Annotated in this window: 16 protein-coding genes; 6 read left to right on the forward strand and 10 right to left on the reverse strand. The window is 72.5% G+C overall.

The features are described from left to right. Positions 1-81: 81 nt before the first annotated feature. On the reverse strand, positions 82-633 hold the full coding sequence (locus ACIP63_RS08440) for a hypothetical protein (RefSeq protein ID WP_401512638.1): 552 nt from the start codon (positions 631-633) through the stop codon (positions 82-84). A gap of 82 nt (positions 634-715) precedes the next feature. Here ACIP63_RS08440 and ACIP63_RS08445 point away from each other — a divergent pair, with 82 nt between their 5' ends. Then, positions 716-1342: an HAD family hydrolase gene (locus tag ACIP63_RS08445; protein ID WP_401512640.1), complete on the forward strand. Its 627-nt coding sequence runs from the start codon at positions 716-718 to the stop codon at positions 1340-1342. 6 nt (positions 1343-1348) lie between these two features. Here the strand turns inward: ACIP63_RS08445 and ACIP63_RS08450 are convergent, their stop codons facing one another. After that, entirely contained in the window at positions 1349-1585 is a 237-nt protein-coding gene (locus tag ACIP63_RS08450; protein ID WP_401512642.1) for a hypothetical protein, read from the reverse strand. A 167-nt stretch (positions 1586-1752) separates the two neighbouring features. Here ACIP63_RS08450 and ACIP63_RS08455 point away from each other — a divergent pair, with 167 nt between their 5' ends. Next, complete coding sequence (locus ACIP63_RS08455) at positions 1753-2136, forward strand: cold-shock protein (RefSeq protein WP_014154805.1); 384 nt, start codon at positions 1753-1755, stop codon at positions 2134-2136. Between the two features lie 40 nt (positions 2137-2176). On the opposite strand, the gene ACIP63_RS08460 is transcribed toward ACIP63_RS08455, so the two are convergent. Genes ACIP63_RS08460 through ACIP63_RS08475 form a run of 4 tightly spaced genes read right to left on the reverse strand, consistent with a single transcriptional unit; the run spans position 2177 to position 5749 of the window. Then, positions 2177-3082 carry a 1,4-dihydroxy-6-naphthoate synthase gene (locus ACIP63_RS08460; RefSeq protein ID WP_401512644.1) on the reverse strand — a complete coding sequence of 302 codons (906 nt, stop codon included), beginning with the start codon at positions 3080-3082 and terminating at the stop codon, positions 2177-2179. Beyond that, positions 3054-3773 carry a futalosine hydrolase gene (locus tag ACIP63_RS08465; protein ID WP_401512646.1) on the reverse strand — a complete coding sequence of 240 codons (720 nt, stop codon included), beginning with the start codon at positions 3771-3773 and terminating at the stop codon, positions 3054-3056. Before ACIP63_RS08465 ends, ACIP63_RS08460 begins: the two co-directional genes overlap by 29 nt. A 29-nt stretch (positions 3774-3802) precedes the next feature. Then, positions 3803-4285, reverse strand: coding sequence for a DUF2771 domain-containing protein (locus ACIP63_RS08470; protein ID WP_401512648.1), 483 nt, complete (start codon positions 4283-4285; stop codon positions 3803-3805). Between the two features lie 27 nt (positions 4286-4312). Further along, entirely contained in the window at positions 4313-5749 is a 1437-nt protein-coding gene (locus ACIP63_RS08475) for an MFS transporter (protein WP_401512649.1), read from the reverse strand. Between the two features lie 440 nt (positions 5750-6189). On the opposite strand from ACIP63_RS08475, the gene ACIP63_RS08480 reads away from it, so the two are divergent. Further along, positions 6190-7119: a DUF3027 domain-containing protein gene (locus ACIP63_RS08480; RefSeq protein WP_401512651.1), complete on the forward strand. Its 930-nt coding sequence runs from the start codon at positions 6190-6192 to the stop codon at positions 7117-7119. Positions 7120-7422: 303 nt separating this feature from the next. Beyond that, positions 7423-10602, forward strand: a complete 3180-nt coding sequence (locus ACIP63_RS08485) for a sacsin N-terminal ATP-binding-like domain-containing protein (protein WP_401512653.1) — start codon at positions 7423-7425, stop codon at positions 10600-10602. A gap of 46 nt (positions 10603-10648) precedes the next feature. On the opposite strand, the gene ACIP63_RS08490 is transcribed toward ACIP63_RS08485, so the two are convergent. Beyond that, positions 10649-10909: a hypothetical protein gene (locus ACIP63_RS08490; protein WP_401512655.1), complete on the reverse strand. Its 261-nt coding sequence runs from the start codon at positions 10907-10909 to the stop codon at positions 10649-10651. A gap of 218 nt (positions 10910-11127) precedes the next feature. Here ACIP63_RS08490 and ACIP63_RS08495 point away from each other — a divergent pair, with 218 nt between their 5' ends. Next, complete coding sequence (locus ACIP63_RS08495; protein ID WP_401512657.1) at positions 11128-11994, forward strand: DUF5707 domain-containing protein; 867 nt, start codon at positions 11128-11130, stop codon at positions 11992-11994. Here ACIP63_RS08495 and ACIP63_RS08500 read toward each other — a convergent pair whose 3' ends face one another. Next, positions 11995-14403, reverse strand: coding sequence for an HAD-IC family P-type ATPase (locus tag ACIP63_RS08500; RefSeq protein WP_401512658.1), 2409 nt, complete (start codon positions 14401-14403; stop codon positions 11995-11997). Positions 14404-14539: 136 nt separating this feature from the next. Further along, positions 14540-14824, reverse strand: a complete 285-nt coding sequence (locus tag ACIP63_RS08505; RefSeq protein WP_401512659.1) for a DUF2530 domain-containing protein — start codon at positions 14822-14824, stop codon at positions 14540-14542. 175 nt (positions 14825-14999) lie between these two features. On the opposite strand from ACIP63_RS08505, the gene ACIP63_RS08510 reads away from it, so the two are divergent. Beyond that, entirely contained in the window at positions 15000-16451 is a 1452-nt protein-coding gene (locus ACIP63_RS08510) for an NCS2 family permease (RefSeq protein WP_401512660.1), read from the forward strand. A gap of 48 nt (positions 16452-16499) precedes the next feature. On the opposite strand, the gene ACIP63_RS08515 is transcribed toward ACIP63_RS08510, so the two are convergent. Beyond that, positions 16500-16715 (reverse strand): hypothetical protein, encoded by a 216-nt coding sequence (locus tag ACIP63_RS08515; protein WP_187355795.1) that lies wholly within the window; start codon positions 16713-16715, stop codon positions 16500-16502. Positions 16716-16813: the final 98 nt, after the last annotated feature.

The following is a 16813-nucleotide window of genomic DNA, read 5'->3' on the forward strand; positions in this document are numbered from 1 at the left end:
GGGGATCGGGGCATTGCGAGGTAAGGCTTGGCTAAGTCTATGTGCGGCCCATGAACCCCGGCAGGGCGCCCATGGGCTCCGTCACCGGGCCCTCGCCCTGCGCAGCGCGACCTCCTCGGCGGTGACGGGGGCCTGGATCTTGTAGACGTCCCCCACCCGCAGGCCGTCCGGCGTGCTGTACTCGCCGCGTACGGCGATGAAGGAGACGGCCGTCCGCGAGGCGGGCTGCCAGAACGTCCGGAAGTACGGCGCGTTCCCCGGGTACTCCGGGATCTCCACCAGCGGGACGCCCCGCCGCCGCAGGAGACGCTCCAGCTTCTCGAACCGGAGCCGCGGGGCGAACCGTCCGTAGCGGGCCCGGAGCACCTCGCCCGGGAGGGTGCGGTCGCGGCGGGCGAGCCGGTGCACGTGGAGGCTGAAGTGGTGCCCCGACCAGGGGTCGCGGGCCCCGGCGCGGTGGTAGTGGAACTCCGCCAGGCCGTAGTCACGGCACATGGCCCGGCCGAAGTCGTTCTCGGCGAAATCCGTCCCCAGGACCGAGGCGACCTCGTCGGGGGACCCCTCGGGGCGGAGGCCGAGCACGGTGCCGGTGGTGACGGCATGGACGTAGAACGCCAGGGAGTACGGGGTCAACGGCCGTTCCTCGGTAGGGGGGGGCGGGTGCGGTGGGCCCGCACTTCGGACGGCCGGTCGCCCGGTCCGGGGCACCGGCACAATGGACCTCATGCCTTCACCCACCCTGACGGTCGGCTTCGACCTCGACATGACGCTCATCGACTCCCGGCCCGGCATCAAGGTCGCCTACGAGAGACTGGCCGCCGAGACGGGTGTGTACATCGACACCGACCTGGTCGTCAGCCGGCTCGGCCCGCCGCTCCAGGACGAGATGCGGAACTGGTTCCCGGCCGACGCGGTCGAGGCGGCCTGCGACCGGTACCGCGCCCTCTACCCGGACACGGCGATCACCCCCACGACCGCGCTGCCCGGCGCCCGGGAGGCCGTCCAGGCCGTCCAGGCGCTCGGCGGGCGGGCGATGGTCGTCACCGCCAAGTACGAGCCGAACGCCAAGCTCCACCTCGCGCACCTCGGCATAGACGCGGACGTGCTGATCGGCGGGCTCTGGGCGGAGGGCAAGGCGCAGGCGCTCCTGGAACACGGCGCGCGGGTCTACGTCGGCGACCACACCGGGGACGTACGGGGCGCGCACGCGGCGGACGCCCTGTCGGTCGCCGTCACCACCGGCCCGTGCGACGAGGAGGAGCTCCGGGCCGCCGGAGCCGACGTGATCCTGCCGGACCTCACGGTGTTCCCCGCCTGGCTGCGGACCTTCGCCGCGGCGTGAGCGCCGCTACTGGGCCGCGGCCCGCTTCGGGGAGTTCTTCCACACTGACCGCACCACCCCCGCGGCCGCGATGAGGAAGCCCAGACCCATCAGCATGCACACCGCGTAGGCGATGGACGGGAACGGGTCGGTGCCCAGGAAGAGTGGGGCCACGGTGACCAGTGTGGCCAGTGCGCCGATGAAGAAGACGATCGCGCCGACCTGTACGAGCCGGTCGCCTGCGCCGGAAGGAGTAGTACTCACCCGGTCAGGGTAGTTCCCAGCTCGGCGGAACCATTCGGCGACGTCTTGTGTCCGGCCCCTGGACCATTAGCCTTGGGGCATGGCGGGTCGGAAGACCCGCTGTACTGCTATCCGGAGCCGTTTCACGGCTCCTCCGCGCACCGACGAGTACGAGGACGAGGACAGACGTGCCCACGGGTAAGGTCAAATGGTTCAATTCGGAAAAGGGCTTCGGCTTTCTTTCGCGCGACGACGGCGCCGACGTCTTCGTCCACTCCTCCGTACTCCCGGCCGGCGTCGAAGCGCTCAAGCCCGGCCAGCGCGTCGAGTTCGGCGTGGTCGCCGGCCAGCGCGGTGACCAGGCACTCTCCGTGGTGATCCTCGACCCCACGCCGTCCGTCGCCGCCGCGCAGCGGCGCAGGCCGGACGAGCTGGCCTCGATCGTGCAGGACCTGACGACGGTGCTGGAGAACATCACGCCGCTGCTGGAGCGCGGCCGGTACCCCGACAAGGCCGCGGGCGCGAAGATCGCCGGCCTGCTGCGGGCCGTCGCCGACCAGCTCGACGTCTGACGTACGCGGGGACGCCCGGGCAGGGCCCGGGCGTCCCTGATCAGCGCCCGGTGACGGAGAACGCGTCCGGCGCCAGCGCCGGCACGAGGCCCTCGGCCGCCGCCCGGGTCAGCAGGCCGCGGATCGCCGCGTAGCCGCTCTCGCCCAGATCGGCGGTGAACTCGTTCACGTACAGCCCGATGTGCTGGTCGGCCACGGCCGGGTCCATCTCCTGGGCGTGCTCCAGGACGTACGGACGCGAACGCTCCGGGTCGTCCCAGGCCATCCGCACCGACGTACGGATCGCGTCCGACAGCCTGTTCAGCGTCTCCTCGCCCAGCGAGCGCTTCGCGATGATCGCGCCCAGCGGGATCGGCAGGCCGGTGGTCGACTCCCAGTGCTCGCCCATGTCGGCGAGGCTGTGCAGGCCGTAGTTCCGGTACGTGAAACGGGCCTCGTGGATCACGAGCCCGGCGTCCACCCGGCCGTCGCGCACCGCCGGCATGATCTCGTCGAACGGCATGACGACGATCTCGCCGACGCCGTCCGGGACGACCTCGGCCGCCCACAGCCGGAACAGCAGATAGGCGGTGGAGCGCTCGCTCGGCACGGCGACGGTCTTCCCCGTCAGGTCCGCGCCCGCCTCCTTCGTGAGGACCAGCGGCCCGCAGCCGCGCCCCAGGGCGCCGCCGCACGGCAGCAGCGCGTACTCGTCGAGGACCCACGGGAGGACGGCGTACGACACCTTCAGCACGTCGAGCTCGCCGCGCTCGGCCATGCCGTTGGTGAGGTCGATGTCGGCGAAGGTGACGTCGAGGGCGGGCGCGCCGGGGACCCGTCCGTGCGCCCAGGCGTCGAAGACGAAGGTGTCGTTGGGACACGGCGAGAAGGCGATCCGCAGCGCGGGGAGCGAGGCGCCGGCGGTGTCGGTCGCGGTGTCAGTCACGGTGTCGGTCGAGTCGGTCATGCCAGGTCCAACTTTCCACTACAGGTGCGGTCTTCCCGAACGCCTCGGTGAGCGCCGCCAGGGCGTCGCCGATTCGCCAGGCCCCGCGGTCGCGCGGCCCCACGGTGTTCGAGACGGCCCGGAGCTCCAGCGCCGGCACGCCGAGCCTGCCGGCGGCCTCCGCGACGCCGAAGCCCTCCATGGCCTCGGCGACGGCTCCGGGGTGCGCGGCCAGCAGCTCGGCGGTGCGGGCCGCGCTGCCGGTCACGGTGGAGACGGTGAGGACGGGGCCCGGCACGGCGCCGGTGGCCTCCGCCACGGCCCGTACGAGGGCCTCGGGCGGCAGGAAGGTGTCCCTGCCGAAGCCGAGACCGGTGACGGGCACGAAGCCGTCCGGGGTCTCGGCGCCCAGGTCCGCGGCGACGATGCCGGTCGCCACGACGAGGGAGCCGACGGGCGCGGCGGGTGCGAAGCCGCCGCCGATGCCGGCCGAGACGACGGCCGCGTACGGCTGCGAGGCGGGCGCGGCGGCGAGGGCGAAGGCGGTGGCGGCCGCCGAGGCGGCCGGACCCGCGCCCCCCGCCAGGACGTCGAACGGGCCCGCCCGGTGCAGCTCGGCACCGGGAACCTCCCGTACCTCCGGATCACCCCCGAACGCGCGCGTGACCGCGTCCCGTTCGGCCGGGACGGCGGTCACGACAAGCACCCGCACGGCGGTGGTCCTCGGGGTCGAAGGGTCGGTCAGGAAGTCTTCGTGAGCTGGAAGTGCCAGACGCCCGTGAGCTTCTGACCCTTGGTCTCGACGATGCTGACCTGCGTCTTGTCCGCCGTGGTCTCACCGGTCTGGCTCGCGAAGAAGGCGCTGCCGGGGATCGACCGGTAGGTCTTCTTGTACGGCTCCTGCTCGGCCTGCTGGCCGTTGATGAAGAGGGTCCAGCCGTGGTCCGCGACCTCGGGGTCGACGCCGAAGCGGACCTTGTCGTCCATCGCGACCTTGACGGACTTCTCCGCCTTCTTGTTCAGGCAGCCCTGGACCTCGGACTCCTTGAGGGCGTTGCCGTCGTTGTAGCAGGACGCCTCGGTGCTCACCGAGTTGTCGCCGACCGTCACGGTGGCGAGCGGCGTCGGCTTGTCGCAGGCGGACAGGACAAGGAGTCCCGCGGACACGGCACCAAGAGCGACGCCGATTCGACGGCCCTTACCGGAGAAGAACGCAACGGTCATGCGCCGAAGGTTATCGGTCGGTGCCGCTCACGCCACGCGGGGGTGCGGTGAGCCGCGCCGTGCGGCCCCCAGGAGACCCCGTACGGAGGCGGCCGCGCCCAGCGCCAGGAGCCCCGCGGCGACGGACATGCCGAGTACTCCGTTGAGCGGTAGCGCGATGCCGATCGCGCCGCCGACCACCCAGGACATCTGGAGCAGCGTCTCCGACCGGGCGAAGGCCGACGTACGCACCTCCTCCGGCACGTCGCGCTGGATCATCGCGTCCAGCGACAGCTTCGACAGGGCCTGCGTGAACCCCGCGACCGCGGCGAGGGCGGCGACCATCACCGTGCTGAAGAACACCGAGGCGAGCACGGCGGCCCCCAGGGCGAGCCCCAGCACCGTTGCGACGATCACCTCGGGGCCGCGCGCCCTGAGCCAGGAGCCGACCGCCGTGCCACAGGCGTTCCCGGCGCCGGCCGCGACCCCGACGATGCCGAGGGAGACGGCGGCGCTCTGCCCCGCCAGGGGGTGCTCGCGCAGCAGGAACGCCAGGAAGAAGATCAGGAAGCCGGAGAGCGCGCGGTGCGCGGCGTTGGCCTGGAGGCCGTGCAGGACGGAGGGCCCGACGGACCGCAGCCCCGGCGGCTTCTCCCGCCCGTTCCGCCTCCCGATCCTCGTGCTGCCGCTCTCGTTCGTCCTGCCGGTCCTCACGACGGGGGCGGCCGGGCGGGTCGCGTCCTCGTGCGGGACGGCGAGGCGGGCCTTGCGCTCGCCCTTCGCGGAGTCGACCTTGTGGGGCAGCGTGAAGGCGAGGACCGTACCGCCGAGGAAGATCACACAGGCGCCGTAGAGCGGCCAGGGGGACCCGATGCTCTGCAATCCCGCCCCGATCGGCGCCGCGACACCCGTGGCCAGCAGACCGGCGAGGGTGACCCGCGAATTGGCCTTCACCAGGGAGAAACGGGGCGGCAGGAGACGGGGCACGACGGCGCTGCGCACGACCCCGTACGCCTTCGAGCAGACCAGGACGCCCAGGGCCGCCGGATAGAGCTCCAGGCCGCCCGTGGCCACCGCGCCGGACATCGTGATCGCGAGCACCGCCCGGGCGAACATCGCACCGGCCATCGCGGCGCGGCGGCCGTGCGGCAGGCGGTCCAGGAGGGGGCCGACCACCGGGGCGAGCAGGGTGAAGGGGGCCATGGTGACGGCGAGGTACAGGGCGACGCGCCCTCGTGCCTCGTCCGTCGGTACGGAGAAGAACACCGTGGAGGCGAGCGCCACGGTGATCATGACGTCACCGGCGCCGTTGACCGCGTGCAGCTCGATCAGCTTGCCGAGACCGGACTCACCGGCCCCGTGGGCGTGGGTCGCCTTCCTGATCCCCCGCGCGGTGCCCGTGAACGGGGCGCGCAGGGCACGGGCGATCGCCCGCCCCGCCCTGCGGAGCGGGCCGGATCCGTCGGACGACCTGGCGGCGGCCACGTCGTCATAGTGCCCCACCCCCCGCCGTCACGAACCCATGATCGGGCCGGGGTGTGGCGGCGGACGCTCCGTCGGGTGAGTCGTCCCCGGCCGGGAAACGGCTTGTACGCGCCGCCGGTCCCGGGCGATTCCGCCCTCCGCCCGGTAACGGATCCGAACCGGTACGGAAGGGTTCCGGTGCTGTTTGGGACGGGCAGGTGGGCGCGGGGCGGCGGAGAGGGTAGCGTGCACTCACGCGCCACCGGCGGTTGTTCTTGGCCGCGCGCCTCTCCGCGATCCCGCAGAATGGGTGGCAGAAGGCGCGCCCGAGGCAGGCACAACGGGTGTGGACGTCGACGCGGCCCCCAGGTCCGCTCCGCTCACAACTGTCATGGCCGAAATCGGACATCGATGGAGCTGCTGGCGCGCTCGTAGACGGCGTATGGAGAGAAGCGAGACCTGTGAGTGCTGCGACGACGCGAAGCCGTACGGCCCGTACCCCCGCCCCTGACCGTCTGTGCGCCGAGGCGGTAGACCTCGCACGCGCCGCGGCGGAGGAGGCGGCCGCCCCAGGAGTGGTGGGTGAGCACGTGGCCCTGGTCTCCGAAGGTGACCGGGTGGTCACGCACTACTTCGAGTCCAAGGAGCCCGGCTACCGGGGCTGGCGCTGGGCGGTGACGGTCGCCAGGGCCTCCCGCGCCAAGAACGTCACCCTTGACGAAACGGTGCTGCTGCCCGGTTCCGACGCGCTGCTCGCCCCCGAGTGGGTGCCCTGGAGCGAGCGCCTGCGGCCCGGCGACATGGGCCCCGGCGACCTGCTGCCCACCGAGGCGGAGGACCCGCGCCTGGAGCCCGGCTGGACGGGCGAGGACGAGCCCCTGCCGAACTCCGCGGTCTCCGAGGTGTCGCAGGAGCTGGCCGCCCTCGCCGACGTCGAGGACGCGGAGCTGACGACGCTGCCCGGCACGCGCCGGGGCTCGATCGCCGCGGTCGCCGACGAGCTCGGGACGCGGCGTGCGCGGGTGCTGTCCCGGTACGGGCTGCGGCTGGCGGCGGACCGCTGGGACGAGGAGTTCGGCGCGAAGACGCCCATGGCGCAGGCGGCGCCCGCGTCCTGCGTCACCTGCGCGTTCCTGGTGCCGATGGCCGGCTCGCTGAAGCAGGCCTTCGGGGTCTGCGCGAACGAGTTCGCCCCGGCGGACGGCCGGGTCGTCTCCCTGGCGTACGGCTGCGGTGGCCACTCCGAGGCGGCGGTCATGCCGAAGACGCCGAAGCCGTCGCACGCGCTCGACACGATGCGGGTGGACGACTACTCCCTGCGTCCGGCGGACGACTCCGGATCGGTCCCGGACCTGCCGGACGGCGCGACGGAGGACCTGGGCCACTCCTGACGCTCCTGTCCGCTGTGGGGTCCGGGCTCGCGGTGCCCGGGGGCGCTCCTGGTACAGGCGTTGTCCTCAATCGCCGGACGGGCTTGATTCCGGGCCTGTGTGTCGGGGCGTCGGGCGAGGCCTGGTCCGCGGGAGGGCTTTGGCCTGAATAGCCGGACGGGCTGGAGTTCCGCCGGGGTGCGGTCCGGCCCTGCGTGTTGCCGGTCCCGGGGCCGGCTGACGTTGACGGCTGCCCCGTCGCGGTACCTTCGGGCGCACACTGGGCGTCACGGGTCACCGGAAGAGCGGAGTACGAGCGTGAGCATGAATGCGACCGAGGGGGCCGATCCGTTCGGGACGGCGCGACTGCGGCGCGGCGTGCTCGACGCCTGGGGCGCGGGCCCGGCCCGCTTCCGGGAGGACGCCAACGCCGAGGAGGACCTCGCGCTGGGCGGCTACCGCGACCGCCTGGTCGTCGAGCTCGCCCAGAACGCCGCAGACGCCGCCGCCCGCGCCGGTGTCCCCGGCCGGCTCCGCCTCACCCTGCACGAGGCGGACGGCAGCAGCCCCGCCGTCCTGGCCGCCGCCAACAACGGCGCGCCCCTCGACGCGACCGGCGTCGAGTCGCTGAGCACCCTGCGTGCCTCCGCCAAGCGCGAGGGTCACGAGTCGTCCGTGGGCCGCTTCGGTGTCGGCTTCGCCGCCGTGCTGGCCGTCAGCGACGAGCCCGCCGTGATCGGACGCCACGGAGGCGTCCGCTGGTCCCTCGCGGAGGCCCGCGACCTCGCGCGGCAGGCGGCCGTCGGCAGCCCCGGCCTCGGCGACGAGCTGCGCCGCCGCGACGGACACGTACCGCTGCTCCGGCTCCCGCTGCCCGCCGAGGGCACCGCGCCCGACGGTTACGACACGGTGGTCGTCCTGCCGCTCCGCGACGGTGTCGCCGAGGACCTCGTGAGCAGGCTGCTCGAAGGCGTCGACGACGCGCTCCTCCTGACGCTGTCCGGCCTCGACGAGGTCGTCATCGAAACCCCCGACGGCGTACGGACGTTGCGGCGCTCGCAGCACGGCCCGTACACGCACGTCGACGACTCCGTGCACGGCCTCCACCGCTGGCGCACCGTCGCCGCCCAGGGCCCCCTGGAGCCCGCTCTGCTGGCCGACCGGCCCGTCGAGGAGCGGCTGCGTCCGCACTGGTCCGTGACGTGGGCCGTGCCGGTGGGCGAGGACGGGGCGCCCCAGCAGCCCCGTACGGCCCCCGTGGTGCACGCGCCGACCCCCACCGACGAGCCCCTCGGCGTGCCCGCGCTGCTGATCGCCTCTCTGCCGCTGGACACCACCCGCCGGCACCCCGCGCCGGGCCCGCTGACCGACTTCCTGGTGGAGCGCGCGGCCGACGCCTACGCCGAGCTGCTCGCCGGGTGGGAGCCCGTGTCCGTCGCCACGATCGCGTTGGTGCCGGGCGTGCTCGGCAAGGGGCAGCTCGACGGCGCCCTGCGGGCCGCGATCCTGGAGCGGCTGCCCCGGGTGGCGTTCCTGGAGCCCGCCGCGCCCCGTGACCCCGCCGAGGCCGCGGCCCAGTGGGACGACTGGGACGGCGCCGGGGCACCGAGCCCGGGGACGACCGCGCTGCGGCCCGTCGAGGCCGAGGTGGTCGAGGGCGTGGGCGACCGGACCGTACGGGTCCTCGCCGAGGTCCTGCCCTGTCTGCTGCCCGCCGGTCTCGAACGCCGCGTCGAGCTGCGCACGCTCGGCGTCGCCCGGGTCCCGCTGACCGAGGCCATCGACCGGCTGGCCGGTCTGGAGCGCGACCCGGACTGGTGGCGGCGGCTGTACGACAGCCTGGCCGGCGTCGACCCCGACCGGCTCTCCGGGCTGCCCGTGCCCCTCGCCGGCCCGGTGGACGCGCCGCCCCGCACCACGATCGGCCCCCGCCAGGTCCTCCTGCCGCTGCCGGACGCGCTCACCTCGCCCGTCCTCGCCCGGCTCGCACGGCTCGGGCTGAAGGTCGCCCACCCGGACGCCGCGCACCCCCTGCTGGAGAAGCTCGGCGCCCTGCCGGCCACACCCCGCGCCGTCCTGCGGACCCCGCAGGTCCGGGCGGCCGTCGCCGGTTCGCTGGACGCGGGCGAGATCTGGGACGAGGACGCCCTGGACGGGGACGAGCTCGCCGAGACCGTCCTCACGCTCGTCCGCGACGCGGACCTCGCGCCCGGCGACGAGCCCTGGCTGGGCGCGCTCGCCCTGCCCGACGAGGACGGCGAGCCCGCACCCGCCGGCGAACTCGTGCTGCCGGGCAGCCCGTTCGCCCAGGTGATGCGTGAGGGCGAACTCGCCCTGTGCGACGCGGAGCTGGCCGGCCGCTGGGGCGAACAGCCCCTGACCGCCTGCGGGGTGCTGGCCACCTTCGCCCTCGTACGGGCCACCGACGTGGTCCTCGACCCGGACGAACTGGAGCCCCGCGACGGCGACTTCGCCGAGCCCGACGACGCGGGCCTGCTCGACGCCGTCGACGTGTGGTGCGAGGACGTCCTGGACCAGCTCCCGGACACCCCCGTGCCGCCGGTCGCCACCGAGCTCGTCGCCGTACGCGACCTGGACCTCGTCGACGACGACGCCTGGCCGCAGGCGCTGGCGATGCTCGCCCTCCCGCCGCTGCGCGACGCGCTGACCCAGCCGGTGCGGGTGCTGCTCCCGGACGGTACGACGCAGTCGGTGCGGCCCTACACCGCGTGGTGGCTGCGCGACCACCCCGTGCTCGACGGCCGGCGTCCGGCCGGCCTGCGCGCGGCGGGCGGTGACCCGCGCCTGGCGGGCCTGTACGACTCCGCCGACGCGACGGGCTTCGACGACGCGCAGGTGCTGCGCGCCCTCGGTGTACGGACCTCGGTGGCGGCGCTCCTGGACGAGCCGGGCGGGGCGGCCGAGCTGCTGGGCCGGCTCGCCGACGAGGACCGCCCCGTCGGCCCCGTACAGCTGCACTCGCTCTACACGGCGCTCGCCGAGCTGGACCCCGAACAGGTCACGCTGCCCGACGAGTTGCGGGCCGTCGTGGACGACGAGGTGCGGGTCGCCGACGCGGCCGACGTCGTGATCGCCGACGCCCCCGACCTGCTGCCGCTGACCGGCGGGCTCCCGCTGCTCCCGGTGGCCCCGGCCCGGGCGGCCGAGCTGGCGGACCTGCTCCAGGTGCGGCGGCTCGGCGAGAGCGTCGAGGCCGTGGTGACGACGGAGGGCGAGGAGCACCAGGTGCCGGAGTCCGTACGCATCCTGCTCGGCGCGGGGACCCCCGCCACGTACGTCGAGCACAGCGAACTGCGCGCGGGCGGCGTCGAGCTGGACTGGCGCCGCACCCCGGACGGTGTGGTCCACGCGTCGACGCTGGAGGGCGTGGCGGCCGGCCTCGCCTGGGCGGCCGGCCAGTGGCCGCGCCGCTTCGAGGTGGCCGCGCTCCTGGAGGACCCGTCCCGCACGGAGGAGCTGGCCCGGGACCGCTGGTTCGACTGACGACCGGGAACCGGGAGGCTGTCGGAGACCCGCGACGGGGCGGGTCTCACAGCTCCTGGACGTACCGCTTCGCGACGACCAGCGAGGCGAGCGGGTGGTCGCCCCGGACCGCCTTGACCGCCGCGACGTCCCCACGGGCGTCGCGTACGGCGCGGATCCTGTCCTCGTCCACCTGGCGCCGGAACCCCTCGTAGGTTCCGTAGCGGTCCCAGAACGCGCGCTTCCGTCTGCGGGCGGCACGTTCGCCGGCGACGCCCAGCGCTCCTGAGACCGCGAGCGCGATGACACCGGTGAGCAGGTCGGCCATCCGTGTCCCCCTTCTGCTCCGGAAGGCGTCCGGGTGCACGGGTGTTGATACCGGCCCGATCTCGCGGACCGGTGTGATCTTCACAAGAAATGCGTTCTCCGGGCACAACCATTCACATCCGTGCGCTGTCTGATCCTGCGAGTCATCAGACTCATCGACCAGTTGGGGCCCGCCGGGTGGACACCACCTCGCGGGTCCCCTGCTCCACAGGGGACCACATGCGTATTCGTGCCACCGTCGCCGCTGTTTCCGGCGCCCTGGCTCTGTCCGCTCTCGCCGTACCGGCCGCGCAGGCGGGGAACCAGGACGTCCCGAGCCTGGACAAGCCCTCCGCGGCCGACGTGTTCGGCACCGGGGCGAAGGCTCCTCGCGCGGCCGCGCGTGCCGCCGTGGCGAACCCGGTCATCTCGAAGGTCGTCGTCAACGGCGGCAAGGACGTCGTCGTCGGCACCACCGCCGCGAAGACGTTCACCGTCTCCGTCACCGCCTCGCACCCGTCCGGCATAGCCGACGGCTACATCGACCTGTGGCACGGGACGAACGTGGACGAGGGGCTCGACGGGGTGCTGCTTCCGAACGAGGAGGCGGCGACCTGCAAGAACTCCAGCGCCACGACCGCCACCTGCTCGATGACGATCACGGCGTACCCCGGCTACGACCTCTACAAGAACCTGCTGGCCGGCACCTGGAAGGTCACCGCGGGCGCGCTCGCCGGCGACCAGACCTCGATCGCGTGGAACGACTACCAGTCCACCGCCCGCGTGCAGCGTCTCTCCAAGCTGACCGTCAACGCCGCCCCGGAGCCCGTCAAGAAGGGCGCGACCATCACGGCCACCGGCAAGCTCTCGCGTGCCAACTGGGAGAACGGCACGTACATGGGCTACACCGTGCAGCCCGTCAAGCTGCAGTTCCGCAAGAAGACCAGCAGCACCTACACCACCGTCAAGACCATCAAGACGAACAACACCGGTGCGCTGAAGACCACGGTCAAGGCCTCGGTGGACGGCTACTGGCGCTACAGCTTCGCCGGCACCTCGACCACCCCGGCCGTCACGACCGCGGGTGACTTCGTCGACGTGAAGTAGTCACGAGCGGAAGCGGCGGCCGACCACACGCCAGGCCAGTTCCAGGACGGCCGCCGCGACCACCGCGATCCCCACCGCCGCCCACGGCATCGTCGTCCCCACCAGCTTCAGCGCGAAGAAGTCCTGCAACCAGGGCACCGCGAGCACAATGAGGAAGCACAGGCCCATCGTCGCCACCAGGGCGATCCGCCACCACGTGTAGGGGCGGGCGATGATCGCCAGGACCCACATGGAGACCAGGAACAGCGTGAGGGTCGCCGCGCTCGTCTCCGCGTCCAGCGCCCCCGTGCCGGCGTAGTGGTGGCGGGCGACCAGGTACGTGGTGAAGGTGGCCGCCGCCGCGATCACCCCGGAGGGGATCGCGTACCGCATGACGCGGCGTACGAAGTGCGGCTGGGCCCGCTCCTTGTTGGGGGCGAGCGCCAGGAAGAACGCCGGGACGCCGATCGTCAGCGTGGACAGCAGCGTGAGGTGGCGCGGCAGGAACGGGTACTCCACCTGGAAGCAGACCACCAGGATCGCCAGCAGCACCGAGTAGACCGTCTTCGTCAGGAACAGGGTGGCGACCCGGGTGATGTTGCCGATGACCCGCCGGCCCTCGGCCACGACGGACGGCAGCGTCGCGAAGCTGTTGTCCATCAGCACGATCTGGGCCACCGCGCGGGTCGCCTCCGAGCCCGAGCCCATCGAGACCCCGATGTCGGCGTCCTTCAGCGCCAGCACGTCGTTGACGCCGTCGCCGGTCATCGCGACCGTGTGCCCGCGTGACTGGAGCGCCCCGACCATGTCCCGCTTCTGCTGCGGGGTGACGCGGCCGAAGACCGCGTTCCGCTCGATCTCCGTCGCCATGTCGTCGCTGTCCTGGGGCAGCCGGCGGGCGTCCAGGGGGTGCTCCGCGCCCGGCATCCCCAGCTTCTGGGCCACCGCGCCGACCGAGACGGCGTTGTCGCCGGAGATGACCTTCGCCGCGACGTTCTGGTCGTCGAAGTAGGCCAGCGTGTCCCCGGCGTCGGGCCGCAGCCGCTGCTCCAGGACGACGAGTGCGGTGGGCACGGCCTCGGAGGCCGCCTCGGGGGCGTCCAGCTCGCCCCGCACCCGGGCGAGGAGCAGGACGCGGAGCCCCTGCTCGTTGAGGTGGCCGGTCTCGGCGAGGGCGGGGTCGTCGGCGTCCAGCAGCACGTCGGGGGCGCCCAGCAGCCAGGCGGACGCGTCGCCGTCGCCCTCGGTGAAGGCGGCCCCGCTGTACTTGCGGGCCGAGGAGAACGGCATGGACTGCGTGACGCCCCAGCCCTCCCCGTCCGGGTAGGCGTCGATGATGGCCTGGAGGCTGGCGTTGGGCCGGGGGTCGGAGGCGCCGAGGGCGCCCAGGACGCGGCGTACGTACTCCTCGTCGGAGCCGTTCAGCGGGCGGACCTCGGTGACGTCCATGCCGCCCTCGGTGAGGGTGCCGGTCTTGTCCAGGCAGACGACGTCGACCCGGGCCAGGCCCTCGATGGCGGGCAGCTCCTGCACGAGGCACTGCTTGCGGCCGAGCCGGATGACCCCGATCGCGAAGGCGACAGAGGTGAGCAGCACCAGGCCCTCGGGGATCATCGGGACGATGCCGCCGACCGTGCGGGCGACCGAGTCCTTGAAGTTGTTGTCCTTGACGACCAGCTGGCTGATGATGAGCCCGATCGCCGTCGGCACCATCATCCAGGTCACGTACTTGAGGATCGTGCTGATGCCGCTGCGGAGCTCGGACTGCACGAGGGTGAAGCGGGACGCCTCCTCGGCGAGCTGGGCGGCGTAGGCCTCGCGGCCGACCTTGGTGGCGGTGAACGCCCCGCCTCCGGCGACGACGAAGCTGCCGGACATCACCGGGTCGCCGGGCCGCTTGACCACGGGGTCGGCCTCGCCCGTCAGCAGCGACTCGTCGATCTCCAGGCTGTCGGCCTCGGCGACGGTGCCGTCCACGACGGCCTTGTCCCCGGGGCCCAGCTCGACCAGATCGCCGAGCACGATCTCGGAGACGGAGACCTCCGCGGCCTTTCCGTCGCGCCGTACGGTCGGTTTCGCCTCGCCGATCACCGCGAGGCTGTCCAGGGTCTTCTTGGCGCGCCACTCCTGGACGATGCCGATCCCGGTGTTCGCGACGATCACGAAGCCGAAGAGGCTGTCCTGGATCGGCGCGACGGCCAGCATGATCACCCAGAGCACGCCGATGAGCAGGTTGAACCGGGTGAGGACGTTCGCGCGGACGATCTCGGTGACGGAGCGGGACGAGCGGACCGGTACGTCGTTGACCTCGCCCCGGGCGACCCGCTCGGCGACCTCGGCGGTGGTCAGCCCGCCCGGTGGCGCGGGCGCCGGCGAGGTCTGTACGGGGTCCGGCTGCTCACCGAAGGAATCGAGTGCCCGCTGCGTCATGATTCCGACCGTACGGGCGGAAGGGGCGGTTCACCCGCCGGGCGCCGGAAGATCCGACCGGGGGAGGACCGGAATGGTCCCACGGTCGTACGCCAGTGGCCGGGGCCGGGGATTCAGGGCCGCACGGGCCCCGGTGTCAGTGGTGCGCGCCGTCGGGCGCGTCGGCGGCGGCCTGCGCGGCGGCGGCCCGCTTGAGCGCCGCGTCCCGCCCCCGGACGTACCAGATGCCGATCAGGCCCAGTCCGGCACCGGCCAGGCAGACCCAGATCCACCAGGCGTGGCCCCGGTCGTCGAACCAGCCGTAGAAGGGGACCTGCACGACGAAGAGGACGAACCAGAGGATCGTGCCCCCCGTGACGGTGGCGACGACAGGGCCCTCCAGGGGCTCGGGCGCCTCGTGCTTCGGTGTCCACTTCTGCATGCGGCCAGTCTACGGGCTGTGCTGCGGGCCAGTCGGCCCAAGGATCTACGCGCGGAGATAGCGATCTTTCCCTTATGTATTCATACTGAATCTGCTTGTGGATGACTCGATTCATTCGTGTGAACATCCAAATCTGACTGCTTTCATCCCCTCGATGCACGACTGAAGGTCATACATGTCCTCCTCGGCCACCGCTCCGGTCGATCAGCCGCCGGCGCCGCAGCAGCCGCACGGTGTCCTCGATCGTTACTTCAAGATCTCCGAGCGGGGGTCGACGGTCGCGCGTGAGGTCCGTGGTGGCTTCGCCACGTTCTTCGCGATGGCGTACATCATCGTGCTCAACCCGATCATCCTCGGCAGCGCGAAGGACATGTACGGGCACCAGCTCGACGGTGGCCAGCTCGTCACCGCCACCGTGCTGGCGGCCGCGTTCTCCACGCTCCTGATGGGCGTCATCGGCAATGTGCCGATCGCGCTCGCCGCCGGCCTCGGCGTCAACACCGTCGTCGCCCTCCAGCTCGCCCCCCGGATGAGCTGGCCCGACGCGATGGGCATGGTCGTCCTCGCGGGCATCGTCGTGATGCTGCTCGTCGCCACCGGGCTGCGCGAGCGCGTGATGAACGCCGTGCCGCGCTCGCTCCGCAAGGGCATCGCGATGGGCATCGGCCTCTTCGTGCTCCTGGTCGGCCTGGTCGACTCCGGCTTCGTCTCCCGCATCCCGGACGCCGCGCACACCACGGTGCCGCTGCAGCTCGGCAACGACGGTCACCTCAACGGCTGGCCGGTCCTGGTCTTCGTCCTCGGCGTGCTGCTGACCCTCGCGCTGATCGTCCGCAAGGTGCCGGGCGCGATCCTGCTCTCCATCGTCGTCATGACGGTCGTCGCGCTGGTCATCGACGCGGTCGCCGACCTGCCGGCCGGCGCCTGGGGGCTGACGGTCCCGGAGTGGCCGGGCAATCCCGTCTCCTCCCCGGACTTCGGCCTGATCGGTGAGGTCAGCCTGTTCGGCGGCTTCGAGAAGGTCGGTCTGCTGACCGGCGTCCTCTTCGTCTTCACCGTGCTGCTGTCCTGCTTCTTCGACGCGATGGGCACCATCCTCGGTGTCGGCGACGAGGCGAAGCTGATGGACAAGGACGGCCACTTCCCGGGGATCAACAAGGTCCTGCTCGTCGACGGTGTCGCCGTCGCCGCGGGCGGTGTGAGCTCCTCCTCCGCCTCGACCTGCTTCGTGGAGTCCACGGCGGGCGTCGGCGAGGGTGCCCGTACCGGGCTCGCGAGCGTGGTGAGCGGACTGCTCTTCTCGGTGGCGCTGCTCCTGACGCCCCTGGCGACGATGGTCCCCTCGCAGGCGGCCACTCCGGCGCTGATCGCGGTCGGGTTCATGATCCTCGCGGGCAATGTGCGCGACGTGGACTGGAGCGACTACACGCTCGCCATCCCCGCCTTCCTGGCCATGCTGATGATGCCGCTCACGTACTCGATCACCAACGGCATCGGGATCGGCTGCATCGCCTTCAGCGCGATGCGCCTGGCGGCGGGCCGCGGCCGGGAGGTCCCGGCGGCCATGTACGTGGTGTCCGCGGTCTTCGTCTTCTACTACGCGATGCCGGCGCTCGGCCTCACGTAAGCGCGCGCCTGGACGCGCGAAGTCTTCACCCCTGCGGGGCGGAGCCCGTCATGTGACCCGGTCGGCCGGGTCGGCGTGACGGGTCTCCGCCCCGTAGAACTTCTCCGTCTCGTCGACGGCGGCGTGGAAACGTTCGTCGAAATCGTCGCGTACGAGCGTCTGGACCACGTAGTCCTGGACGCTCATTCCGCGTCTCGCGGCGTGCCGGCGGAGCCGGTCGAGCAGCTCACCGTCTATGCGCAGGCTGAGCACTGTCGATCCCATGCCAAGCAGGGTCGCGGCACGTACGGCCTTTTCGCGCCTCTTTCCGCCTCATACTCACTCGTTCGGGTGATCAGTTTCTCGCGCGTGTACCACCGGCT

The sequence above is a fragment of the Streptomyces sp. NPDC088746 genome (assembly GCF_044751065.1).
GTDB lineage: Bacteria > Actinomycetota > Actinomycetes > Streptomycetales > Streptomycetaceae > Streptomyces.